The 24371-nt window shown below is 35.7% G+C and carries 23 protein-coding genes; 19 read left to right on the top strand and 4 right to left on the bottom strand.

All coding sequences use genetic code 11. The features are described 5' to 3' along the window. Positions 1 to 135 precede the first annotated feature (135 nt). The 3 genes from RBQ61_RS00255 to RBQ61_RS00245 all read left to right on the top strand — a co-directional run bounded on the left by RBQ61_RS00255 (position 136) and on the right by RBQ61_RS00245 (position 5602). A complete protein-coding gene (locus RBQ61_RS00255; RefSeq protein WP_308138550.1) occupies positions 136 to 720 on the top strand; it encodes a glutathione peroxidase in 585 nt (194 codons plus the stop codon). A 308-nt stretch (positions 721 to 1028) separates the two neighbouring features. Next, positions 1029 to 1508 (top strand): rhodanese-like domain-containing protein, encoded by a 480-nt coding sequence (locus tag RBQ61_RS00250; protein ID WP_308138549.1) that lies wholly within the window; start codon positions 1029 to 1031, stop codon positions 1506 to 1508. A 122-nt stretch (positions 1509 to 1630) separates the two neighbouring features. Continuing rightward, complete coding sequence (locus RBQ61_RS00245; RefSeq protein ID WP_308138548.1) at positions 1631 to 5602, top strand: leucine-rich repeat protein; 3972 nt, start codon at positions 1631 to 1633, stop codon at positions 5600 to 5602. 62 nt (positions 5603 to 5664) lie between these two features. Here the strand turns inward: RBQ61_RS00245 and RBQ61_RS00240 are convergent, their stop codons facing one another. Further along, positions 5665 to 5946, bottom strand: coding sequence for a GNAT family N-acetyltransferase (locus RBQ61_RS00240; RefSeq protein ID WP_308138547.1), 282 nt, complete (start codon positions 5944 to 5946; stop codon positions 5665 to 5667). Positions 5947 to 6185: 239 nt separating this feature from the next. Here RBQ61_RS00240 and hcp point away from each other — a divergent pair, with 239 nt between their 5' ends. The 13 genes from hcp to RBQ61_RS00175 all read left to right on the top strand — a co-directional run bounded on the left by hcp (position 6186) and on the right by RBQ61_RS00175 (position 18838). Continuing rightward, complete coding sequence (gene hcp / locus RBQ61_RS00235) at positions 6186 to 7823, top strand: hydroxylamine reductase (protein WP_308138546.1); 1638 nt, start codon at positions 6186 to 6188, stop codon at positions 7821 to 7823. Positions 7824 to 7900: 77 nt separating this feature from the next. Further along, positions 7901 to 8104, top strand: coding sequence for a DUF1858 domain-containing protein (locus tag RBQ61_RS00230; RefSeq protein WP_308138545.1), 204 nt, complete (start codon positions 7901 to 7903; stop codon positions 8102 to 8104). Positions 8105 to 8165: 61 nt separating this feature from the next. Beyond that, complete coding sequence (locus RBQ61_RS00225) at positions 8166 to 8777, top strand: hypothetical protein (protein ID WP_308138544.1); 612 nt, start codon at positions 8166 to 8168, stop codon at positions 8775 to 8777. Beyond that, a complete protein-coding gene (locus RBQ61_RS00220; protein ID WP_213924969.1) occupies positions 8774 to 9328 on the top strand; it encodes a hemerythrin domain-containing protein in 555 nt (184 codons plus the stop codon). Before RBQ61_RS00225 ends, RBQ61_RS00220 begins: the two co-directional genes overlap by 4 nt. Before the next feature lie 14 nt (positions 9329 to 9342). Then, the gene (locus RBQ61_RS00215) at positions 9343 to 9684 is read left to right on the top strand and encodes a cupin domain-containing protein (RefSeq protein ID WP_308138543.1); all 342 of its coding nucleotides are present in this window, start codon (positions 9343 to 9345) and stop codon (positions 9682 to 9684) included. A 93-nt stretch (positions 9685 to 9777) separates the two neighbouring features. Next, positions 9778 to 10953, top strand: a complete 1176-nt coding sequence (locus tag RBQ61_RS00210; protein ID WP_374049893.1) for an anaerobic nitric oxide reductase flavorubredoxin — start codon at positions 9778 to 9780, stop codon at positions 10951 to 10953. Between the two features lie 230 nt (positions 10954 to 11183). Then, complete coding sequence (locus tag RBQ61_RS00205) at positions 11184 to 12590, top strand: MATE family efflux transporter (protein ID WP_308138542.1); 1407 nt, start codon at positions 11184 to 11186, stop codon at positions 12588 to 12590. 152 nt (positions 12591 to 12742) lie between these two features. Beyond that, positions 12743 to 13579 (top strand): adenosylmethionine decarboxylase, encoded by an 837-nt coding sequence (gene speD / locus RBQ61_RS00200; protein ID WP_308138541.1) that lies wholly within the window; start codon positions 12743 to 12745, stop codon positions 13577 to 13579. Next, positions 13580 to 14431, top strand: coding sequence for a polyamine aminopropyltransferase (speE, locus tag RBQ61_RS00195; RefSeq protein WP_308138540.1), 852 nt, complete (start codon positions 13580 to 13582; stop codon positions 14429 to 14431). It begins immediately after the preceding gene. A gap of 160 nt (positions 14432 to 14591) precedes the next feature. Then, positions 14592 to 15509: a ketopantoate reductase family protein gene (locus tag RBQ61_RS00190; RefSeq protein WP_308138539.1), complete on the top strand. Its 918-nt coding sequence runs from the start codon at positions 14592 to 14594 to the stop codon at positions 15507 to 15509. Positions 15510 to 15525: 16 nt separating this feature from the next. Then, on the top strand, positions 15526 to 16266 hold the full coding sequence (gene tatC / locus RBQ61_RS00185) for a twin-arginine translocase subunit TatC (RefSeq protein WP_308138538.1): 741 nt from the start codon (positions 15526 to 15528) through the stop codon (positions 16264 to 16266). Between the two features lie 33 nt (positions 16267 to 16299). Beyond that, a complete protein-coding gene (gene mnmA / locus RBQ61_RS00180; protein ID WP_308138537.1) occupies positions 16300 to 17463 on the top strand; it encodes a tRNA 2-thiouridine(34) synthase MnmA in 1164 nt (387 codons plus the stop codon). 133 nt (positions 17464 to 17596) lie between these two features. Then, positions 17597 to 18838: an MFS transporter gene (locus RBQ61_RS00175; RefSeq protein ID WP_308138536.1), complete on the top strand. Its 1242-nt coding sequence runs from the start codon at positions 17597 to 17599 to the stop codon at positions 18836 to 18838. 86 nt (positions 18839 to 18924) lie between these two features. Here the strand turns inward: RBQ61_RS00175 and rd are convergent, their stop codons facing one another. Next, positions 18925 to 19083, bottom strand: a complete 159-nt coding sequence (rd, locus tag RBQ61_RS00170; RefSeq protein ID WP_308138535.1) for a rubredoxin — start codon at positions 19081 to 19083, stop codon at positions 18925 to 18927. Positions 19084 to 19235: 152 nt separating this feature from the next. Between rd and RBQ61_RS00165 the strand changes: the two genes are divergently transcribed. The 3 genes from RBQ61_RS00165 to RBQ61_RS00155 are packed head-to-tail and all read left to right on the top strand — an operon-like array spanning position 19236 to position 22105. Further along, positions 19236 to 20159 (top strand): alpha/beta hydrolase, encoded by a 924-nt coding sequence (locus RBQ61_RS00165; RefSeq protein WP_308138534.1) that lies wholly within the window; start codon positions 19236 to 19238, stop codon positions 20157 to 20159. Beyond that, complete coding sequence (locus tag RBQ61_RS00160; RefSeq protein WP_308138533.1) at positions 20160 to 21431, top strand: hypothetical protein; 1272 nt, start codon at positions 20160 to 20162, stop codon at positions 21429 to 21431. A gap of 41 nt (positions 21432 to 21472) precedes the next feature. Continuing rightward, positions 21473 to 22105 carry a DUF6320 domain-containing protein gene (locus RBQ61_RS00155; protein ID WP_308138532.1) on the top strand — a complete coding sequence of 211 codons (633 nt, stop codon included), beginning with the start codon at positions 21473 to 21475 and terminating at the stop codon, positions 22103 to 22105. Between the two features lie 35 nt (positions 22106 to 22140). Here RBQ61_RS00155 and asnA read toward each other — a convergent pair whose 3' ends face one another. Continuing rightward, positions 22141 to 23154: an aspartate--ammonia ligase gene (gene asnA, locus RBQ61_RS00150; protein ID WP_308138531.1), complete on the bottom strand. Its 1014-nt coding sequence runs from the start codon at positions 23152 to 23154 to the stop codon at positions 22141 to 22143. 15 nt (positions 23155 to 23169) lie between these two features. Continuing rightward, positions 23170 to 24330 carry a sugar MFS transporter gene (locus RBQ61_RS00145; protein WP_308138530.1) on the bottom strand — a complete coding sequence of 387 codons (1161 nt, stop codon included), beginning with the start codon at positions 24328 to 24330 and terminating at the stop codon, positions 23170 to 23172. Positions 24331 to 24371 lie beyond the last annotated feature (41 nt).

The following is a 24371-nucleotide window of genomic DNA, read 5'->3' as shown; positions in this document are numbered from 1 at the left end:
GAGCTGCTGAAATTAAGCTCCTATATTGATATCTAAAACTAATGGTATAAATTTTTAAAGTTTTTGCTTAAAACTTTAATATGAGGGTATAAAAAGAATGTACATTTATAATAAAAATAATTTCAGGAGGAATAAATGAAAATATATGATTTTAAAGTGAAGGATATAGAAAATAAAGAAGTATCATTATCGGAGTATAAAGGAAAGGTGTTGCTTGTAGTAAACGGTGCAACAGGCTGTGGTTTCACTCCTCAGTATGACGGATTACAGAAGCTGTATAATAAATATAAAGACGAAGAATTTGAAATACTGGATTTTCCAAGCAATCAGTTCTTAGAGCAGGCCCCTGGAACAAACGAGGAAATTGCCGGCTTTTGCAGACTAAACTTCGGTGTTGATTTTAAACAATTTTCAAAAATTGAAGTGAACGGTAAAAATGAGGAACCTTTGTACAAATATTTAAAAACTACTGCAGAAGAGTACAGAAGTGAAGATACATTAGGATTTTATGAAAAGGTAAAACAATTCACACCGGATATAAAAGAGAATGATATTAGATGGAATTTTACTAAGTTCTTGATTGACAAGGAAGGAAATGTAAAAGCGAGATTTGCTCCTAACATTACACCTGAAGAGTTAGATCAGCATATAGCTAAACTGGTCAGAGAAGAAGAAATAGAAATTGTTTGCCATCCGGATTTTTCTGATGGATGTATATAAAGATATTTATATCTAAAGTGAAAAATATAAAAGCCACAAAAAATCGTTGAAGATCAACGATTTTTTTTGTGACTTAAAAATGATGCCGTAAAAAAGAAAACGGCCGGAGTATCTTATCCGGAATAGGAAAAAGGGCGCAAAAATTCAATTCCAATAAATAACAAATAAGCAATAAAAAGGGAGTATGAAGATTTGTATATAAATTAGATATTCTTATAATTATTATTCATGGCTGGCTACCTTGACTTAATTTTTTAAAGCTGCTACCCTAAAAATGTTAATATATTAAACAAATTTGGAGGATGAAAATGAACAAAAAGTATTTATCTTTATTTTTAGTGCTAATGTTGATGGCAAGCGTATTTGCAGGATGCAGTGCTCAATCAGATGCACAGCCGCAAGATGCACAGCAAGAGTCTGCAGAGACGCAGTATATGACTGCTGATGAACTGAAAGCTATTATAACAGAAGGAAACAGCGACTACTTAATATTCGATGTTAGAAAAAAAGCAGATTATGACATTGAACACATCAAAGGTTCTATATCTACTGATGTAGATTCTATAATATCTAATGAGGATCCTGCACCAGCTAAAGCGAACATGGAAAAAGCATTAGCTGAAACTGACAGCAAAGATAAAAAATTTGTTTTGCTGTGCTATTCAGGTAAAAGATATGCTGCAGCAGGAACAGAATTTTTGAAGGAATTAGGCATAGATGCTGCTAATATCTATACTTTAGAAGGCGGCTACAAAGGCTGGACTTATTCTGATTTACTGGAAAAATAAAACTTATAAAACAAAAGAGGGAATGGCTTGATTACAGGCTATCCCTTTTTCAATGCATGTATTTTGAATAAAACTATTTTATAGTCAACGAACCTAGAATAAAAACAAGTTAGAGGTGCATAATGAACAAGTTAGTTAAAAATTTAACAAAAATATTAATTCCTGTTTTTATAATAGTCGCATGCCTTTCTCCTGCTTTTAACATAACATTTGCAGATACAGAAAACGGCTGGGCTGCGGAAGATTTTACATATGATGAATCCATAGTTACGGGACTTAGTGAAGCAGGCATAGCTAAGATTGAAACAAACAAAGATCTTGTAATACCGTCTCAAAATGTTACCGGTACTGCAATTACAGGTATTGGGGCAGATGCTTTTAAGGGTGAAGGCTTAACATCCATTACTTTTCCGGATACGATTGAGACTATAGGTAAGTATGCTTTTATAGGAAATAAAATTACTCAGGTTGAAATTCCTAAAGGTGTTACTGTAATTAATGCGGGTGCATTTGCTGCTAACAAATTAACTGAAATTGCCTTTGAAGAAAACCGGCATACACTTCCGGAAGGAATAGATATTCAAAGTACGGCATTTGGTAATAATCAGCTTAAAACAGTACGCCTTCCATATAATGTGAAAGGGATTTACAGTAATGCCTTTATGAGGAATCCCGGCAATGATCCGGAGGTTGATAAATTAGTTTATTTATATTCGGAAAACCCTTCCCATCTGAATAATCCTAATATTTATCATTATGACGGAGAAAGAGATCAGAACTACTCAGCTTTTGCGAAACTGATTGTGGAAGAAAAGCCATGGATAGCAGAGGACTTCACATATGATTCCGATGATGAAACAATCATAACCGGTTTTAGCCCTGAAGGTATTGATAAACTGACTGACAATAAAGTCTTAGAAATTCCTTTAAAAAATAAAGAAGGCAATATAATTACTGCTATTTCTTCCAATGCTTTTACAAATAAGGGTCTGACAAAGGTTATCTTTCCGGAAGGCTTAGACGAGTTTACAATCGACGGCAGTGCTTTTATGAGCAACAATATCAGTGAGGTTACGATTCCTGAAGGTATTCGTATTTTTGAAAGCCAATGCTTTCTTCACAATAAAATTACGGAATTAAGCTTGCCTCAAAGCACTCTAAAGGTAGGAAATTCTGCCTTTGGAGACAATGAAATTGCTTCTTTGACTATTGCAGATACAAAAGAAAAAATTCAAATAGACGGAAATGCTTTTTATGATAACAATATAAAATCATTTGTCCTTCCATATAGAGTAGAAAAGTTAGCAGGTACCGCATTTCTGAACAATCCTGGCATGGAACCTTCATCTACAGACGGCTCCGGCATTGTTTATATGTATACTTCAAATGCCAACCATTTTAACAATGACCGTATTTCACGCATTGGCGGAACAAATCCTGTTCCTTATCAAAAATTGATTTTGAGGGATTCAGAATATTCAGATGAGTGGGAAGTAAATGACTTTACATATGAAGAAGGAAAAATTACAGGTTTGTCTGAATCCGGAACAACAAAAGCGATCTCTAATAAAATTCTCGTATTGCCTGATATAAGCCCGCAAGGTGAGAAAATTACAGGAATTGCTGACAATGCCTTTGAGGTGGAAGCTGATTTTAGTGACGATGAAGTTATTTCTCCCGACGGGTTTACCAGCGTAGTTTTTCCAAAGGATTTGCAGTCAATAGGAAACAATGCTTTTAGGTATAATAATTTTACGGAACTATCATTTCCGCAGTCTTTGGAGCACATAGGAGCTCTGGCTTTCAACAGCAATAAAATTACAGCACTGACATTACCGGAAAATTTAACAACAATGGGTGCTGGTGCTTTTGGGGTTAATAAACTGACGACACTGGAGATAAATCATAAATTAAAAGTGATTCCGACAGGAGCATTTACTTCCAATACGACTTTAACAAATCTTGAGATACCGGAAGGAGTAGAGGAAATCGGCAGCAACGCTTTCGCAGGTGCCCCATTAAAGACTTTAGCTATTTCTTCCACAGTGGAGAAAATCGGCAGATCAGCTTTTAAATTGCACCGCTTGGATACGCTGACTGTTCCGGGAAATGTTAAATATATTGATAGAAATGCATTTGAAGGGGATGGAAATTTTAAAACTTTGAAATCCCTAAATCTTAATGAAGGATTGGCAACCATCGCTAAAGGGGCTTTTAATAAAAATCTGTTGACAAGAGTGGATCTTCCAAGCAGCGTTACCGCACTAGACAGCAAAAGTTTTGTTGATAATTCAGGCTGTGTGCGTGTTTACACCACAAATGAAGCTCATAAAGATTTTTCTTCAGATGAGAAAAGCCATGAGATAATATTTTATAGTACGGAAGAACTGTGGACAGCAGAAGATTTTATTTATGACGGAACAACTTTAATGGGCTTTTCAGAAGAAGGAAAAGCAAAAGCTGTATTATATAGATATGCAGTTTTACCCGATCTGAATCTTGAGGGAGAGAAGATTACAATAATAGGTCAGAATGCATTTGTTCCAGACGATTATGATATAATAAAAGAAGAGATTATTTCTCCTAACGGTTTGAACAAGGTTGTGTTACCGAAATATCTGGAAGTTATTGAGCAAAGAGCTTTTCAATATAATAATTTAACAGTTGTTGAATTCCCCGACACTTTAACTACTTTAAAGCTGCAATGCTTTAATGGTAATAAGCTGCAAAAGCTCGTTATTCCGGAGACTATTACCAACATTGAAGAAGGTGCATTTTCCACCAACAAGCTGACAGATGTTACTCTGCCCGATAATATGAAGGTGATTCCAAAAGGTTTATTTGCCCGCAACATTACATTGCAGCACATTGACATCCCACAGGGCGTAGAGATAATTGACGAATATGCGTTCAATGGTGCTCAGTTGAAAAGTCTGGACATTCCTGATTCTGTTACGGAAATCAGAAGGGGAGCGTTCTACTATCATCAAATCAAGGAATTGGAAATACCGGGCAGTGTTAAAGTCTTAGGACACAGGGCGTTTTCCGGTACAACAAAGGCCATCCGTTTGGAGAAGCTTGTACTTAATGAGGGATTAGAGGAAATCGGGTCTGAAGCCTTCGCTGTAAGTCTTTTAAAAGAAGTTTATCTTCCTAAAAGCCTGGAAAAGTTAGATGCAACTGCTTTTGATCATAATACAGGCTTTGAATCAAGCGGTAAGATTAACTTGTATACTCGTAATAAAAATCACTTAGATTTCCCGGATTCCGCATCCTATAATATTATTTATCGTAAATCAAGCAGCAGTGGAAGCCACAAGGGTTCGTCAACTGCGAAAACACCGGGTATTGTTTTGCCAAAAGAAACTCTCGGCGGGAAGGTAGCAATATCCGTTGATAATAGAACTGTAAATATAGTACCTGATGAAGGATATGAAATAGCTGATTTAATTATTGACGGAAACTCTGTGGGTGCTTTAAATTCCTATGAATTCTCTGATGATAAAGATCACAGTGTAGAAGTAATATTTAAAGAAAAAATCAATACAGGTAAATTTGCGGATATTAATGACCACTGGGCAAAAAACAGTATTGATTTTGTAATTGCAAATGGTCTATTTTGTGGAGTATCCGACGATGAATTTGCTCCTGATTACACCATGACCAGATCTATGCTTGTAACTGTGCTTTACCGCTATGAAAATAATCCTGAAATAAACAGTTCTCCGTCTTTTAAAGATGTGCAAGATAAATCATGGTACGGCGATGGAGTTGCATGGGCAGCTAACGCTGATATTGTTAAGGGCCTCACCGACGATTTCTTTGCTCCAAACGAGAAGCTGACAAGGGAGCAGCTGATTGTCATACTATACCGTTACGCTCAGTACAAAGGAATAGATACTACAGTTGGAAGTGATTTGAGTTCATACAATGACAGTAATGAAATTGCTGACTGGAGTAACTCTGCAATGGAGTGGGCAGTTTCTGCAGGCTTGTTACAGGGCAGAAACAATAAAATGTTAGCACCGGGTGATGTGGTAACACGTGGAGAATCAGCAATGATTTTAACAAAGTTTATTGAAGAGATTTTATAATTAAGCGTTTAAGTTTTACACAACAGGGAAAGCTGTGTATTAGCTTTCCCTGTTGTTATGTCTTAGTTTTTTTCTATATATATGTCTTTGTGCTCAGGATGTTTTTCAAACCAGTCGACAGCATATGAGCAGGTTGCAGCTGCCTTCCTGCTGTTTTTTTTCAAATCTTTAACTAATGAGGTCATTAACTTATCGGCAACTCCCTGTCCTCTTAGTGATTTGTCAACGTATGTATGGTTAACATTGACCATGTCTTCTGATACTGAAGGAAATGTAATTTCAGCAATACATTCTCCGCTTTCATTTTCCAAATATATTCTTTCCTTTTCGTGTATAAAGTCCATACTACCTCCGATAAAATTTATTTGCGCTTATGAAATAGACAATACATTAATAATTATAATATGTCAATCAGTCATTTTTACTATTATGTAACGTTTGGCTGTAGCTGCTTCAATGTTTTTAAAATAATATTAAAAATTTTCAAAAAGCGTAACAATTGTTACGGAAAAATATAATTATTTGCTTTATCATATAGTCATGAAGAAAAAAGAAATGAAAAAATTTAGGAGGAAATATATTAATGGAAAATAAAATGTTTTGTTATCAATGTCAGGAGACAGCAGGCTGCACAGGGTGTACAAAGGCAGGAGTCTGCGGTAAACAGCCGGAAACAGCAAGATTACAGGATTTGTTAATATATGTTTCCAAAGGATTGTCTGATGTGACAACTAGATTAAGAAAAGAAGGAAAAGAAATTTCATCAGATGTTAATCATTTAATAACTTTAAACTTATTTACTACAATCACAAATGCAAATTTTGACGATGATGTATTTTATGACAGAATAAAAATGACGCTTAATGTTAAAAATGATTTAATAAACCAATTGTTGTGCAGAGAAGGTTTATCAGAGGCGGCAATATGGTATGCTGATACTAATATGGCATTTGATAAAAAGGCATGGAACGTAGGTGTGCTGGCAACCAGAGATGAAGATGTCAGAAGTCTTAGAGAGCTGATTACTTACGGACTAAAAGGTATGTCGGCGTATATGAAGCATGCTAATGTTTTAGGTTACGATGATGAAAATGTAAATGCATTTATGCAGGGTACATTGGCTAAACTTTTAGATGATAATTTGTCGGCAGAAGAGCTTATTGCACTGACAATGGAAACAGGAAAGTTTGGCGTAAGCGGAATGGCTTTACTGGATAAGGCAAATACAAGCACTTACGGTAACCCGGAGATTACAAAGGTAAATATAGGAGTAGGCAAAAATCCAGGCATATTGATTTCGGGACATGATTTGGGCGATTTAGAGCAGCTGCTGAAACAAACAGAAGGCACTGGAATAGATGTTTATACACATTCAGAAATGCTTCCTGCTCATTACTATCCTCATTTGAAGAAGTACAAACACCTAGTGGGCAATTATGGAAATGCATGGTGGAAGCAAAAAGAAGAATTTGAATCTTTTAACGGGCCTATTCTAATGACTACTAACTGCATTGTGCCACCAAAGAGCAGCTACAAAGACAGATTGTTTACAACAGGTTCTGCAGGTTATCCCGGATGCAAGCACATTGACGGGTCTACGGGGACAGAAAAAGATTTCTCAGAAATTATAGAGATTGCCAAGAGAAGTCCTGTACCTACTGAAATTGAAACAGGAGAAATTGTGGGCGGATTTGCCCATGAGCAGGTGTTTGCGCTTGCCGACAAGGTTGTTGATGCGGTTAAGTCAGGAGCAATCAAGAAATTTTTTGTAATGGCAGGGTGTGACGGCAGAGCTAAATCAAGAAACTACTATACCGAATTTGCTAAGGCACTGCCAAAAGATACTGTAATATTAACTGCCGGCTGCGCAAAATACAAGTACAACAAACTTGATTTGGGAGATATAGGCGGTATTCCGAGAGTATTGGATGCGGGGCAGTGTAATGATTCGTATTCACTGGCGCTTATTGCTCTTAAACTAAAGGAAGTGTTTGAGCTTGAGGATATTAATGAACTTCCTTTGGCATTTAACATTGCATGGTATGAGCAGAAGGCTGTTATAGTATTGTTATCACTTTTATATCTTGGAGTTAAAAATATTCACTTAGGGCCTACACTACCTGCATTTTTATCGCCGAATGTTGCGGATGTTTTGGTTAGAGATTTTGGAATAGCAGGAATAGGTACTGTTGAAGACGATTTGAAAATATTTCTTGACTGATTGGTTAGAATACAATAATAATTCAGCGGTAAAAGATTATGTCTTTTACCGCAAAATAAAATGAAGAGGTGAATTATATGGAAAAAGTTACAAAGGATATGTATATAGGCCAAATATTGCAAATGAACCAAGGCTTTGCAGACATTCTGATGAATGCCGGAATGCATTGCTTAGGATGTCCATCTTCTCAGATGGAAACACTGGAAGAGGCAGCAATGGTTCATGGCTTTAATGTTGAAAATCTATTAGAGCAGTTGAATAGTTTTTCGAAAGCGGAGTAGTAATATGAATATGAGCATGGAGAAATTCATGCTCATATTTTTAAATAATAATGGAGGAAGTATGAGTGCATTTTTGGGACCTATACATTTTTGGCTGTATAATAAGATAAAAATACAAAATAAAATTGTAGAAGATATATTAGATTTACAATTGGTCATTAGTTCAGAGATAAGAGAACGAATTAATGTGAAATACGGTGACGGAGAATTAAAACCATTGGATGAAGTAATAGATGAGGACAATATACACAAGTGGCTTCAAAATCAGATATCAAAAGTTGAATATAAGCTTGCTGAGTCTGTAACCGAAGCAATAAAAAATGAAGCGGATAATATTGAGGATATTAAGGAAGTATTCAAATTAAATGGGGAAAGGTATTCTCCATTGGACAAAAATTCCGGAATTGAAGAGGCGTTTAAAGCCATTAATGATACACTGCTTGACGGCATGCCTTGCGATCACATCAATGCTATAGTCAAGCAGGATAAGAATGAAGCCGTATGGAAGAGATATGAATGTGTCCATTGTAAGTATTGGGATGAATTTAACAGTGATGTGCGCGTATTTTATATTTTAAGAGATGAGTTTATAAAAGGTCTTCTGCATTCTACAAATATAAAATACAAGAAATTAAATGATACAACTTATAAAATTTTGAGGATAGATCTATGAAAAGTGTGGAAATAATGGTAATGGAGCATGACTATATTTTGCGTATGCTAAATGTTATGCGCAAGGCATGCATTAATGCTATGAATGGTGAGAATATTAATTATGACGATTTCAGCAAAATAATTGAATTTATAAGAAAGTATGCTGATGCACACCATCATGGCAAGGAAGAAAAATTTCTTTTTAAGGAAATGCAGATAAATTTGGGAAAATTAGGAGAGAATTTAATAACACACGGAATGCTGGTTGAACACGATTACGGAAGGTTGTATGTAAGTAATCTTGAGGATGCTTTGCATAAGTTGAAAAAAGGCGATGATGAAAGTAAGCTTGATGTAATAAGCAATGCCGTTGCCTATACAAATCTCCTTAAAAGACATATAGCTAAGGAAAACGAAGCAGTTTATATGTTTGGTGAAAAGAATCTGCCAAAAGAAGTGATAGATAAGATTAATGAAAAAACGGATAAGTTTGAAAGAGAAGCTGAAAAGATGGGAACTCAAAAATATTTTATTGATATTCTTGAAAGCCTAGAAAAGAAATATATTTAAAAGAGGAGATAATAATGAATTTAAAAAATTTGAATGAATGCATAGTATTTAATGATAACCAGCTGACCAAAAAAATTGCGTTTAATGATGATGAGGTATTGGGATTTGTGCTAAATCTTAAAGCAGGTCACACACTTCCTGTTCATCAGCACAATGATTCTGCCCTTACATTGCTGGTACTTCAGGGAAGTGCAGAATTGCAGGTTGGCAATGACGTGCAGAAAATCCAAAAAGGTACGGCTGTAATGGCTAAGGGAAAAGAAGAGTTTGGTATTCCAAAGGTATATGAAGACATTTCATTATTTGTTATACTTTCTCCTAAACCCTCAGACCCCAAATTTTCAAAGGAAATATAATGAATCAAGCCTGTCGGATTAATATATTTTGACAGGCTTCCAATATATATAACCAAAAATAAGTTAAAATGTTAAGTAGTAAAAGGAGGGATTATGTTTAAAATTTCGGAAACGGTAAAATGGGTAGGAAAAATAGACTGGGAGTTGGAAAAATTTCACGGAGAAGAATATTCCACACACAAAGGATCATCGTATAATTCATACTTGGTTCAGGACGAGAAAAATGTTTTGATTGATACGGTTTGGGAGCCTTTTTCAAAAGAATTTGTTTCAAATTTGAAAGAAGAAATTGACTTGAAAAAAATAGACTACATAGTAATGAATCATTCGGAGGTCGATCATGCGGGAGCATTAGGAGAATTGATGAAGGAAATTCCGGATACTCCGATCTATTGTACAAAAAATGGTGCTAAAATTATAAAGGGCCTTCATCATAAGGATTGGAATTTTGTTGAGGTTAAAACCGGAGATTCGTTGAGTATAGGAAAAAACAAACTTATATTTGTTGAAGCAAAGATGCTTCATTGGCCTGATTCAATGATGACATATATGTCCGGAGAAAATATACTGTTCAGTAATGATGCTTTTGGACAGCATTATGCTTCAGAGCTTATGTACAATGATAAGGTTGATCAATATGAACTTTACAATGAAGCAATAAAGTATTTTGCAAATATTTTGACGCCATTCAGTAAATTTGTGGTGAAAAAAATTGAAGAGGTTGTTTCTATGAATATACCAATTGAAATGATTTGCCCCAGTCACGGTATTATATGGAAAACAGATCCCTTGCAAATTGTTAACAAATACATGGAATGGGCTAAAGAGTATCATGAAAATCAAATTACTATAATTTATGATACAATGTGGGGAGGAACAAGGAAAATGGCTGAAGCCATTGCAGAAGGAATAAAGTTAAAGGATAAAAACGTTACTGTTAAGCTATATAATTGTGCCAAAAAAGATAAAAACGATATAGTAACCGAGGTGTTTAAGTCAAAATTAATACTTGTGGGGTCATCTACAATAAACAACGGAATTCTGTCAGCTTCATCGGGTTTTTTGGAAATGATAAAGGGTTTGAAATTTGCTGAGAAAAAAGCGGCAGCATTTGGATGTTACGGATGGAGCGGAGAATCTGTAAAAATAATTACAGATTTACTTAAAGAAGCAAAATTTGAAGTTATTTCAGAAGGGATTAAGGAACTTTGGAATCCGGATGAAGAGGCAATTAACAGATGCAAAAAGTTCGGTGCGGAATTGGTTTAACACACTAGATTGTCTAAAAACAGACAATTTAGTGTGTTAATAATATAACTTTTCGAACGGCTGAATGATTGCAGTAAGTAAAGACGCATAATATTTTAGACAGAAGCTGGTAGCCTGTATTTCAGAATATCGGCTTTTTTGCATGCCTGAAATCCTTGCTGCAAACAAAATGTATTGAATAATAAATGTAAATGGATTACAATACATTATGTTGGGTAAAGGAGGAAAATATGACCAATTTAATTAAAAGGATATATTCCAATAAATATATGGTAAAAGCCGAAAATATAGTTGGAGACATTCCTTCTGACAAGGAAATATACAAAAATGCTGCAGAGGTCGCATGGCCATCTGCTTTAGAGGCAGTATTGGTTCAGCTTATATCGTCTGCGGATTTGATTATGGTTGGAAGTTTGGGACCTGTTGCAATATCAGCAGTTGGAATTACAACTCAGCCCAGATTTATACTGCTTGCGGTGATTCTTTCACTTAATATTGGCGTAACAGCTGTTGTAGCAAGGAGAAGGGGAGAAGGAAACAGGGAAGAGGCTAATAAGACACTGAGACAGTCTTTATTAATATGTGCAGTGCTGTCAGTAATATTATCAACATTAGGAATAATATACGCGGAGCCGCTGATTATATTTGCTGGAGCACAAAGCGACGTGGTTGAAAGCGCAATAATATATTTTAGAATTATTTGTATAGGAAATTTTTTTACATCACTAAGTCTTACAATAAATGCAGCTCAAAGAGGGGCAGGCAATACAAAAATATCTATGAAAACAAATGTTGCAGCCAATCTGGTAAATTTATTCTTTAATTACCTTCTCATAAACGGGCACCTAGGCTTTCCTGCATTAGGTGTTATAGGAGCTGCTATTGCTACGGCAATAGGAAATCTTATAGGGTTTTTGCTCTCGTTAAAGTCTGTTACTTTTGCATATCATTTCCTGGAACTTAAGAGAAATCAAAGCTGGAAGCTTGAAAAAGAAACAATACAAAGTATTTTGGGCATAAGCGGAAGTGCTTTTGTAGAGCAGGTTTTCATGCGTGTAGGTTTTTTTACCACAAACAAGCTTATAGCCGGTCTTGGAACGGTTGATTTTGCAACACATCAAATATGCATGAACCTGGTAAGCATATCTTTTGCATTTGGTGACGGCCTAGGAATAGCTGCATCAGCATTGGTGGGGCAAAGCCTTGGTGCAAAACGAGGAGATTTAGCTACCATTTATGGAAAAACTCTTCAAAGAATTGCTTTAACTATGGGATTAATGTTTGTAGTTATATTTATTACAGGAAGGTATTTTCTGATCTCATTATATACAAACGATGCAGCAGTAATTTTAGCTGGCTCACAAATTATGATTTTAATAGCATTCACGTCACCGATTCAGACTTCGGGTGTCGTTATTTCAGGAAGTTTGAGGGGGGCTGGAGATACAAAGTTTGTAGCTTTGACTTCGTTTATCAGCATAGGAATAGTCAGACCTGGAGCTACATGGTTATTTTGCTACCCGTTGGGTCTAGGGCTGATAGGGGCATGGATTGCATTCGGTACTGACCAGTCACTTCGGCTTATTATTAATTATACAAGATTTATAAAGGGAAATTGGACAAAAATAACAATATAATTAAATGGAAGAATGGCTGTTTAAACAGTAGTTGTAACAGGTAAGCTAAATGTTTTTAAAGCTGTCCCAATTAACATTATTTTACTCTTTAAAAGCCTTGATATATATTTATATATAGTTTATAATGAAAAAAATTTTAATTAAGAAAGGTAGTGGTGTTAGGGTTGGAAAAAAAGCTGACATTGTATGGCTTTAATAATCTTACCAAATCGCTTAGTTTTAACATCTACGATGTATGCTATGCTAAAAGCGAGAGGGAACAGAAAGAGTATATTGAGTATATTGATGAGCAATATAATTCAGAAAGACTTACACAGATACTATGCAAGGTGACTGAAATTATCGGAGCACATATTCTTAATATATCAAAGCAGGATTATGATCCGCAGGGAGCGTCGGTTAATTTATTGATTGCCGAAGCGGCGTTGAATGTCGAAGAGATTGATGAATCATGCAATCAAGGAAAGCTGGTATGCAATAACGTGTGTTATCAGGAAACAGTCCATGCACATTTGGACAAGAGTCATGTAACTGTGCACACATATCCGGAATATCATCCGAACAAGGCTATTTCAACATTCAGAGTAGATATAGATGTATCCACATGCGGCAAAATTTCTCCTCTTAATGCGTTGGACTATTTAATAGGGAGTTTTGATTCCGACATTATCACAATTGATTATCGTGTAAGAGGATTTACAAGAGATTTAGGCGGCAAGAAATTCTATATCGATCATGATATTAAATCAATACAGGATTATATAGATAAGTCGACGTTGAAAAAATACGATGCTATTGATGTCAATGTTTTTCAATCTAATACATTTCACACAAAGATGCTAATAAAAGATATTGACCTTCAAAACTATCTTTTTAACAAAGATGTTTATGAACTGCTTCCCAAAACGAGACTTGAGATTTCAGACAGCTTAAGAAAAGAAATGATTGAGATTTTTAGCGGCATGAATATATTTCAGGAGGAGAATTAAATGGAATTATGGTTTACTGAAGAGCATACAGACAATGTAAGATTTTCTGTCAGAGTTGACAAGCACATAGAAAGCATGCAAAGTGATTTTCAAAAAATAGATGTTTTTCAAACACCTGAATTTGGAAAGGTTCTTGTAATTGATGGATTTATAATGCTGACAGAAAAAGATGAGTTTATATACCACGAAATGATAACTCATGTTCCCATGGCAGTTAACCCGAGCATAAAAAACATTCTGGTAATCGGTGCGGGAGACGGAGGAACTGTCAGAGAATTGACAAGATATTCAACCGTTGAAAAAATTGATATGGTCGAAATAGACAAAATGGTTGTGGATGTGTGCATGGAGCATATTCCGCAGACAGCTTCAAAATTAAATGATAAAAGAGTCAATCTATTTTTTGAAGATGGATTGAAATTTGTAAAGGCAAAAACAAATGAATATGATTTGATTATTGTAGACTCAACCGATCCCATCGGTCCGGGAGTCGAATTGTTTACGCAGGAATTTTACAAAAATTGCTACAATGCATTGAAGGAAGACGGAATTCTTGTAAATCAGCATGAGAGTCCATATTATAGAAGAGAAGCCGAAACTATGCAAAGGACTCACAAAAAGATAAAATCTGTTTTCCCTGTTGCAAATGTATACCAGGCTCATATCCCTACTTACGGCTCAGGTCACTGGCTGTTTGGATTTGCTTCGAAAAAATATGATCCTGTTAAGAACCATGAAGCAGGCAAGTGGGAATCTTTGGGAATCTCCGCAAATTATTATAATTCGAATCTCCACAAAGGAGCATTTGCACTGCCGAATTATGTAATTGATTTGCTTAATAACGCGAAATAAAACAGCATTTTTCTGTTTTAGCTTTGCATATCGTAAGCTTAATTTGATTCTTTAAGCAATATGTAATGATTTAATTAATTTAATGCATTGCATAAAGAGAATAATTCTATTATAATATATTGCGATGAGTTTGTTTTAAAAAATAAATCGGGTGATAGATATGAATATAAAAACGGTTGCACTTATAGGAATGGGTGCAGTGGGAACTGTGTACGGAAATTTGCTTTTTAAACGATACGGTAAGAATTTTGCTGTAATAGCTGACGATTCAAGACAGGAAAAATTAAGGAAAAACGGATTTACGTTGAACGGAAATACTTTTTACCCTGAAGTAGTATCAGGCGGAAATAACGGCGTAAAATACGATTTGGTAATATTCGCGGTTAAGAACTATCAGCTTGAACATGCAATCGAAGACGTAAGGCCGTTTGTTGGAGAAAGAACAATTCTAATAACATTTCTCAACGGCGTAACGGCGAGAGAAAAGATTAAAGAAGCATATCCGGACAATAATGTTCTCTACGGATTATCAATGAAAATTGATGCAATAAGGACTGAAAGCGGCGTAGTAAATACCGAAGATGGTGAAATACATTTCGGTGAAGCCGATAATACGGTTGTTTCTGAAGAAGTACAAGCAGTTAAAGAATGTTTTGACAATTCAGGAATAAGAAACCTTGTATTTCCAGATATGAAAAGAATGGTATGGAAAAAGTTTATGTTAAACGTTGGAGTTAATCAGGTAACTGCCGTTACAAGATCTCCATATGGAAAGGTTACAAGCCTTGAAACAAACCTAACACTGTTCAGAGAGGCAATGGAAGAAGTGCTTACAATTGCAGAAGCTTCTCAAATAGATTTAAGAGAAGAAGATATTGAGGAATTTGTTGTTCTAATGAGCAATTTTTCACCAAATGGCAAAACATCCATGCTTCAGGATGTTGAAGCAAAGAGAAAGACAGAAGTCGATTACTTTGCGGGAACAGTTGTTGAAATGGGGAAAAGGTTGAATATTCCGACACCCGTTAATCATGTACTTTACTGTATAATAAAATCAACAGAAGAATTATATCAATAGCAGAGCAGGGCTTATTATGAGAAAAAAAAATAAAAAAAATGAGAGAAATTTAACGCTGGTAGGGCATCTATCCGAGCTTAGGAAAAGACTTATTTATTCAAGTGTTGTTCTTATAGCAGCTGTCTTTATATTTTATAATTTTGCGGAAGTAGTAGTTAAGCATATAATAGATATTGCTCCTGAAATCAATTTTGTATTTATAGCTCCCGCAGAACTTTTGCTGTCATATGTGAAGATTGCGGTAATCGGAGGGTTAGTTATAGCAGCTCCGTTTTTGATGCTTCAGCTGTGGCTTTTTGTAAGTCCGGGACTTACAAAAAGTGAGAAAAAAACAATTGCGGTTTCGTTGTTTGTAGGAGGTATGTTTTTTATTCTAGGTGTTGTATTTGCATATCTTGTGGTACTTCCAATAATGCTTCAGTTCTTTATGGGATTTGAGATAGAACAGATTGATGAAATGATCAGCTTCAGCAATTACTTGTCATTTGTAATCAATACACTGCTGTCGTTTGGATTAATATTTGAGCTTCCTATTTTAATGGTTATTCTGACAAAATTCCATATACTGAAAGTAAGCTTTATTAAGAAAAATAGAAAATATACAATTTTGATTATATTTGTAGTAGCAGCATTGCTTACTCCGCCGGATATTATAACACAGTCGTTATTGGCGCTGCCTATGATACTGTTGTTTGAGGTGGGTGTAATTTTCGCATCAGTTGTTGAGAGAAAAAATAAAAAGGATGAAATTGAGTAACCTTTTAAATGTTAACTTTCAAAATATTTGACAATGTTTTGCGCAAGTTATATAATTGCTGTATACAAAAGATACTATAAACAGGACAGAAATGTCCTGTTTTTTAAGATAGGAGAAAGTATGAATAAAAAAGTTATGGTTGCCATGAGCGGAGGAGTTGACAGCTCAGTGGCAGCAGTCCTTCTAAGGGATCAGGGCTATGATATATGCGGTGCAACATTGAAATTGTTCAGCAACGAAGAAGTTCTTGACAGTTGCAAAACAAGAACCTGTTGTTCTCTTGAAGATGTGGAAGATGCAAGAAGCGTATGCTACAAGCTGGGGATTGAGCATTTTGTTTTTAACTTCGGTGACACATTCAAAGAAGAAGTAATAAAAAAGTTTGCTGACAGCTATGAAGCAGGAACTACTCCAAATCCGTGTATTGACTGCAACAGATACGTTAAATTTAGTAAGCTGATCAAACGAGCTCTTTTAATGGGAAAAGATTATATAGCCACCGGTCATTATGCTCAGATAGAATATGATAATGCAAGCGGCAGATATTTACTAAAGAAATCAGTTGATATGTCTAAAGACCAGAGCTATGTGCTGTATGTTCTTTCTCAGCATGACTTGTCAAGAACTTTGCTTCCTCTAGGCTCTATGAATAAAACTGACGTACGAAGAATAGCGGAGGAAAGAAATCTGATAAATGCTAGAAAACCTGACAGTCAGGATATATGCTTTGTTCAGGATGGAGATTATGCGGGATTTCTTGAAAACAAAATGGGAATTATATCTAAAAAGGGAAATTTTGTTGACATTGATGGAAATAAAGTAGGTGAACATAAAGGCATTATTCATTACACCGTAGGCCAGAGAAAGGGCCTTGGAATTGCTTTAGGGAAACCTGCTTATGTAGTGAGCAAGAATAAGGATGAAAACACGGTAATTTTGGGAAATGAGGACGACCTGTACACAGACAGGATGGAGGTTCGTGATATTAACATGATTGCTGTGGAGAAACTTACATCTCCAATGAAAGCAACGGTAAAAACAAGGTACAGTCAGAAAGAGGTAAAAGCAGTGCTACACCCTGAGGGTGATGATAAAATTATTGCAGAGTTCGAAAACAAACAGCGTGCTGTGACACCGGGGCAGGCAGCTGTGTTTTACGACGGGGATGTTGTAATTGGGGGAGGCACAATTATTTAATATTGTTAAAACGGCAGTGTATTGCAAAATAAAATATTTAAAAAAGTATGACAGGGTTATCTTAAATGGAGATTAGTTCCTAATAGGAGATAACCCTTTTAAGATGACTGGCAACTAAAGGAGTATGCTAATAATGAAAAAACTGCTTTTAAAAACTAAAGTATACTATGGATGGATAATCGTACTCGCTGGGTTTTTAATTATGGCTACTGCATGGGCGATTATTTTTAACTGTGCAAGTATATTTGTCAAGCCAATAAGCGATGAATTTGGTTTTAAACGTTCTTATGTCAGTGCAATAGTTACATTGTCTATGTTCTCTCAGACAATTATATCTGTTGTATCAGGCAAAATATTTTCAAAAATTAATATTAAACGATTAATGAGGGTATCATCGGTAGTTATTTCCGTATCATATTTTATGTATTCCTTAGCTGACTCGCTGTTTGAATTTTATGCAATAACAATAGTTGCAAGTGTATCCGCAGCATTTTTAACAACACTTCCTCTCTCTCTTATTATTAACAACTGGTTCAGCGATAAAAAGGGGCTGGCCATAGGCTTTGCATTTATGGGAAGCGGAGTGGGAGGAATGCTGTTTAATGCATTAGCTGGCATTTTGATGGAATCTTATGGGTTTAGATTCGCCTATATGGCTTTGGCTGTTATAATGGGAATAGTAATAATACCATGCGTGTTTTTAATTATAGAGATTCATCCCAGAGACGTATATACAGAATCATCATATTATAAAGAAAATAAATCTCAGATTATGGATTACGATGATGGAATAACACTTCAAGAGGCAAGAAAAACATATAAATTTTGGATTTTAATGATCTGTTTTATCGCCGGAAGCATTGGAATGGCTACAACATTTTTTACAATATCTCCTCACATGAGCGATTCAGGATATTCCTTAACAACCAGTGCAAATATTACAGCATTAACTATGGGAGTATTAGCAGTAAGTAAATTGGCTCTGGGCAGGATGTTTGACAGATTCGGGGTAAGAACATCTTCTATACTATCTATTTTGTTAAATGTGGTAGGACTTGTTGGTCTGCTGTTTGCCAAGTATAGAATATTTTTGATTTTCATTGTTTTAGGAACTGGATTTGGAAGTGCGTTTTCAACAATTGCATTTCCCATCATAACAGACAAATTATACGGACAAAAAGATTTCAGCAACATTTATGGATTGTTTTGTGCAGCAAGCAGCATAGGGGGAGTGGCCGCTCCGATAATAAACGGTGTGGTATTTGACATGACAGGAAGTTACAACTATTCATATATTTTTATGTTAATTGTATCAATTGTTTTAATATTAATTTATAATATAATACTTCCTGGTAGAAATAGCGTGCAAAATTAAAGCTTTTCATGCGAAAGAGTCTTCGTTTAAGGATAAAGGGATTGTGGCAAAAATTAAGATGCTGCAATCCCCTTTTATACTAAATTTTATTCCGGTGAAAATTGATCTTTTCCGACTCCGCAAAGAGGGCAAACCCAATCTTCTGGCAAATCATTAAATGAAGTTCCTGGAGCTATACCGTTATCCGGATCTCCTTCAGCTGGATCATATACATAACCGCAAGCGTCACAAACATATTTTTGCATAATTTTCCTCCTTAAAATTGTACTTACTATTATTTTAACGTAATACTAATAATTGTCAACAAAAAAAGCGCTTGATTTTAAAGAATAAATAAAATTATGGACACGTGTAATTTTTATATATATAATGGTGTAAACTAAACAGTGAGGTAATCATGGCTATAAATAAGGTCGTCAGAGCTGCACTAAAGGCAATAACATACAGAGATATTGATATTAAGAAGAACTATCTTCTTCATAGAAATTTTGTGAATCTTGCCCACAGAAATTATTTAAAACCGCCTTTCAATACATGGGATTGCTCAATTGATTCGGGAAACCACAGCATTCCTATCAGAATATATGCTCCGGGAGATAAAGGTAATTATCCTGTGTTGCTTTTTTTTCACGGTGGCGGATGGGTAGTAGGAAACATAGACAGCTATAGTAAGGTTTGCGTAAATATGGCAAAACTGACAGGTCACAAGGTTGTTTCCGTAGACTACAGGTTGGCACCTGAGAACCCGTTTCCTGCCGGGCTTGAGGATTGTTATAATGTTGCGAAAGCATTTATTTCTAACAAAGTAATTAATGAAAAAGAGGTTACAATAATAGGAGATAGTGCGGGAGGTAACCTGGCTGCCGCGTTGTCGCTGCTGGCAAAAGAAAGAAATGAATTTAAAATTAAAAGGCAGATATTGATTTATCCGGCAACGTATAACGACCATAGTGAAAAAACACCGTTCCAATCAGTTCATGATTACGGAAAGGAGTATTTGCTCACGTCAAAAAAAATCTGTGATTACATGGACCTGTACAAAAGCAGTGAAGAGGACAGAAACAGTAAGTATTTTGCTCCTTTGCTGGCAGAAGATCTTAAGGGCCAGCCTGATACCCTGATAATAACAGCGGAGTTTTGCCCTCTGAGAGATGAAGGGGAGCAATACGGGAAAAAATTAAGAGCTGCAGGAAACAATGTGGAGATATTCAGAATTAAAGACGGTCTGCACGGCTTTTTTGCCCTTCCTCCGAGATTTCCGCAGGTCAGGCTGTGTTATGAGATAATTAACACTTTTCTTTCAAGCTACGAGGTGAAATAATTGAAAAGAAAAAAAATATCAGAATGGAGTAAATTAGATAATGCGGCAAAGATATTTCCGCCAAACAGCAAGAGCAGCGATACGAAGGTTTTTAGATTTGCGTGTGAACTGTATGAGAATGTAGATAAAAATGTTTTGCAAAGGGCGTTGGACATAACAGTAGATGCGTATCCACTATATAAATCTGTAATTAAGAGCGGACTGTTCTGGTATTATTTTGAGCGAAGCCATTTTAAAGCTGTTGTAACGGAAGAACACCTTCCTCCATGCACGACTCTTTATGATAAAAATAATAAAACATTGCTTTTCAGAGTCATGTATTATAAAAAAAGAATAAGCTTTGAAGTTTACCATGCCCTGTCAGACGGAGCCGGTGCTTTGCAGTTTTTAAAAACTTTGGTTTTCCATTATATTACTATCAAGCATGAACATAAATTTCGAGATAAAGTACCTGTGCTGGATATTGAGTCATCAAAGACACAGAAAATGGATGACAGCTTTCAGAGATATTATTCGGGGGAAGTCGGCAATGAGAAGAAAAAAGGGAAGAAGGCTTTTAAACTTCGAGGATCCAAGATACCAGAGTACAGAATCAGCGTTATAGAAGGGGTTATTCCGGTTGATTTATTGCTGGCAAAGGTAAAGGAATATAACACTTCCATGACAATTTTTCTTGCTGCAATCCTCATGTGTGCAATCAATGAGGAAATACCTGTCAGACTTAAGGAGAGACCTGTTGTTTTAAGCATACCGGTTAATTTGAGAAACTACTATTATTCTCATACAGCCAGAAACTTTTTTGGTGTAATAAATGTGGATTATAATTTTTCTGCAGGGAGCGGAGAATTGCCTGATGTAATAGAACACCTTAAGCAAAGTTTCAGAGAAAACCTAACTCCTGAAACTTTAGGCAGGAGAATAAACATGCTTTCATCATTGGAGCATAACTTTATTCTTCGCGCAATTCCTCTTTCTATAAAGGACATTGCGTTGAAAATTGCAAACAGCATAGTAGACAGAAGCTACACTTCAACCTTGTCAAATGTGGGAATTGTAAGTATGCCGGAGGATATCAGACCTTTCATATCTTCCTTCGATATATTTGTAAGCACAAATAAGCTGCAGGCATGTGCATGCTCTTTTGAGAATAAGTTCAGAATCAGTTTTACGTCTGCATTTGTCAGTACTGAGGTGCAGAGAAGATTTTTTAAAACTCTAACGGATATGGACATTCCCGTAACCATAGAATCAAACATAGTACACGAGGAATAGAAGGTGAGCCATTGAAATATTGTAATAATTGCAAGATAAATGTGAAAGGAAACAGGAGAAAATGCCCTCTCTGTCAGGCAACGCTCAATGGAGATAAGCACAGCGATGAGGTGTTTCCGGCTATTTCATTTGTATACAAGGAGCATGGCCTGTTTTTTAAAATAATGCTTCTTGTTTCAATTGTAATCGCATCTGTTTCTGTAGCTATAAATATTTTGTTACCGCGGAGCGGGGCGTGGTCGATATTTATTCTCGGAGGCCTGGGCTCGGTTTGGGCAAGCATGATATCAGCCATAAACAAGCGAAATAATATTCCAAAAAATATTGTTTACCAGGTAATGATTATTTCTGTAATAGTAGTTATATGGGACTTTTTAACAGCCTGGAAGGGATGGTCAATTACGTATGTTATTCCATTCGTATGCTGTTTTGCAATGATTTCAATGGCTATAATATCAAAAGTACGCAAGCTTTACGTTGAGGATTATATATTGTATATAATAATAGACGGTTTATTCGGCTTGGTTCAGATAATATTTATATTTACGGGAGGATTGACTGCATTGTATCCTTCGCTTATATGTATAGTTACAAGCATAATATCATTGTCAACAATACTCATCTTTGAAGAAAAAAGGCTCCATGCGGAGATAAAAAGAAGGCTGCATCTGTGATAGTCACATGCAGCCTCGGTTTGTTTAAATGGTTGTTATAAAAGGTGTATTCCGTTTTTTCTACATACATCCTTCATTTCTTCGGACCAAACGGAAGCCTGAACTTCTCCAATATGCGCCTTTTGTAGGAAAAACATGCATATTCTTGATTGTCCGATACCGCCTCCAATTGTGAAAGGAACTTTTTCATTTATAATATCCTGGTGGAATGGATATTCGGCTTTGTACATCTGATCCTTTTCCTCAAGCTGGCTCATAAGTGCATTCTTATCTACTCTTATGCCCATGGAAGAAAGTTCTAAAGCAATATCCAGAGTAGAGAAATAAAATAGTATATCTCCGTTCAGTGACCAGTCATCATAGTCTGCAGCGCGTCCGTCATGGACAGTTCCGTCAGAAAGTTTTTTGCCGACTTCCATTAGGAATACAGCTTTCTTGTCCTTTGTAATCAGATATTCACGTTCCTTAGGTGTTTTATCAGGATAGAGTTGAAGAAGCTCCTCTGTCGTCATGAAATGAATTTGCTCAGGAAGCTCATTCCTTAAAAATGGATATAGACTTCTCAAGTAGATTTCTGTTGATTTAAATGCGCCGTATATTTGGTTTACAACTGCCATCAAAGTTTCCTTTGTTCGGTCTTCCTTCTTTATTACTTTTTCCCAGTCCCATTGGTCAACGTAGATAGAGTGGATATTATCTAACTCTTCATCGCGTCTGATTGCGTTCATATCTGTATAAAGTCCTGTGTATGTATCAAAGCTGTAGCTTCCAAGAGCCATCCTTTTCCATTTTGCAAGAGATTGAACAATTTCAACATCATACTTTGTCTCGAGCATGTCGAAGCGCACCGCTCTTTCGTGCCCGTTCAGATCATCATTAAGCCCTGACTCTGGACGAACCATTAAAGGCGCGGATACTCTAATGAGAGAAAGATTTTTTGCAAGCCCGGCTTCAAAAAAATCCTTTATTCTTTTAATTGCAATTTGTGTTTCCAGAAGAGAAAACTTGTTTACGTATCTTTCCGGAATCAATAATTTTTCTAATGACATAAAAAACCTCCGATGTTAAATACTTTCATTCTTTGTTTTTCTGCTTATAGCAACGAGCATTCCCAGACAGCAAATTATTGATATCGGTGCCATGTAAAAGGCGCCGTATGATCCCAATAAGTCATTTAATGCTCCTGTTATGTTAAATAAAACTAAAAATAATATATTGCTTAATGTGACGATCAACCCGATTGCAAATGAAGAGTTTTGGCTGAAGGCTGAACTGATTAGTACCATCATTGTAGGGAAAGTGATGGAAATAAATATACCTGATGCTGCTACAAGAATAAGCCCTTCTCGCTTCAGCTGAAGCCCGACAAGCATGAATACTGCCGCTGCAATAAGGAACAGTTTCAATCCTCGTGAAGTACCAGTTTTATTGATTATAAATCCTCCAAGAAGCCTCCCCAGTGCAAATAAAAGGAAAAATATCGAAGCATACTTTGCAGCAGCTGCAGGGCTTAGGCTGTATGAATCTGTCATATAGCTGATAAACCATGTTTGCACAATAGTTTCTGCTATCAGTGCAAAAGTAAGAGCTACTACAAACATATAAATCAGATTATTTTTGTACATACCTTTTCTATTGAATGATATCTCGCTGCTTATTTGTATGCTAGGAGTTTTGATCATTAAAGTTAATATTACGGTAATAACAAAGAATATACCTATGTAAAAATAAATAATTCTCCATGAAATTCCGTTGGATAGTAACCTTCCGTAAACACTTTGTCCAGCAAAGCTTCCTAAACCAAACATAAAATGTGTAATATTCATTAGTATTGACTCGAACCCCACAGACAGAACAGGAATCATTGAATCAATTCCTATACACAGGAATTGACGTCCAACACCGTATATAAAGTAGAAAAGTCCAAGCATAAATACATTATGAGTAAACGGAGCAATTAATATGCCTATTGTTGAGGTGACTGACCCAATTATGTATACTGTTTTGTGGCCGTATTTTTCGCAAAAGTGACCGCCCAAAAAGCTCCCTATTATATTTCCCAATGTGGATAAGCTTAATATTAAGCTCATAATTGTGTTGTTTATATTAAATTCCTTAATAAAAAAAGGTAAGAAATTACCTCGGGAACTGTCAAACAGAGCCATCGTAAAATATATGTAAAAGAGAGTAAATATCAAGAATACCTTATTGCCTTTAGTTATCATTTTTTGCCCTTTCATCCAATTCATTGAATTCTGTATTATAC

Source organism: Sedimentibacter sp. MB35-C1 (genome assembly GCF_030913635.1).
Taxonomy (GTDB): domain Bacteria; phylum Bacillota; class Clostridia; order Tissierellales; family Sedimentibacteraceae; genus Sedimentibacter.
Note: the sequence above shows the minus strand (reverse complement) of the source record. Positions and strands in the feature narration are given on the sequence as shown.

Bases quoted from the DNA above. Each gene is read 5' to 3' on its own strand.
- RBQ61_RS00255 (WP_308138550.1), top strand. From the start codon at position 136: ATGAAAATATATGATTTTAAAGTGAAGGATATAGAAAATAAAGAAGTA.
- RBQ61_RS00250 (WP_308138549.1), top strand. From the start codon at position 1,029: ATGAACAAAAAGTATTTATCTTTATTTTTAGTGCTAATGTTGATGGCA.
- RBQ61_RS00245 (WP_308138548.1), top strand. From the start codon at position 1,631: ATGAACAAGTTAGTTAAAAATTTAACAAAAATATTAATTCCTGTTTTT.
- RBQ61_RS00240 (WP_308138547.1), bottom strand. From the start codon at position 5,946: ATGGACTTTATACACGAAAAGGAAAGAATATATTTGGAAAATGAAAGC.
- hcp (WP_308138546.1), top strand. From the start codon at position 6,186: ATGGAAAATAAAATGTTTTGTTATCAATGTCAGGAGACAGCAGGCTGC.
- RBQ61_RS00230 (WP_308138545.1), top strand. From the start codon at position 7,901: ATGGAAAAAGTTACAAAGGATATGTATATAGGCCAAATATTGCAAATG.
- RBQ61_RS00225 (WP_308138544.1), top strand. From the start codon at position 8,166: ATGAGTGCATTTTTGGGACCTATACATTTTTGGCTGTATAATAAGATA.
- RBQ61_RS00220 (WP_213924969.1), top strand. From the start codon at position 8,774: ATGAAAAGTGTGGAAATAATGGTAATGGAGCATGACTATATTTTGCGT.
- RBQ61_RS00215 (WP_308138543.1), top strand. From the start codon at position 9,343: ATGAATTTAAAAAATTTGAATGAATGCATAGTATTTAATGATAACCAG.
- RBQ61_RS00210 (WP_374049893.1), top strand. From the start codon at position 9,778: ATGTTTAAAATTTCGGAAACGGTAAAATGGGTAGGAAAAATAGACTGG.
- RBQ61_RS00205 (WP_308138542.1), top strand. From the start codon at position 11,184: ATGACCAATTTAATTAAAAGGATATATTCCAATAAATATATGGTAAAA.
- speE (WP_308138540.1), top strand. From the start codon at position 13,580: ATGGAATTATGGTTTACTGAAGAGCATACAGACAATGTAAGATTTTCT.
- RBQ61_RS00190 (WP_308138539.1), top strand. From the start codon at position 14,592: ATGAATATAAAAACGGTTGCACTTATAGGAATGGGTGCAGTGGGAACT.
- tatC (WP_308138538.1), top strand. From the start codon at position 15,526: ATGAGAAAAAAAAATAAAAAAAATGAGAGAAATTTAACGCTGGTAGGG.
- mnmA (WP_308138537.1), top strand. From the start codon at position 16,300: ATGTTTTGCGCAAGTTATATAATTGCTGTATACAAAAGATACTATAAA.
- RBQ61_RS00175 (WP_308138536.1), top strand. From the start codon at position 17,597: ATGAAAAAACTGCTTTTAAAAACTAAAGTATACTATGGATGGATAATC.
- rd (WP_308138535.1), bottom strand. From the start codon at position 19,083: ATGCAAAAATATGTTTGTGACGCTTGCGGTTATGTATATGATCCAGCT.
- RBQ61_RS00165 (WP_308138534.1), top strand. From the start codon at position 19,236: ATGGCTATAAATAAGGTCGTCAGAGCTGCACTAAAGGCAATAACATAC.
- asnA (WP_308138531.1), bottom strand. From the start codon at position 23,154: ATGTCATTAGAAAAATTATTGATTCCGGAAAGATACGTAAACAAGTTT.
- RBQ61_RS00145 (WP_308138530.1), bottom strand. From the start codon at position 24,330: ATGATAACTAAAGGCAATAAGGTATTCTTGATATTTACTCTCTTTTAC.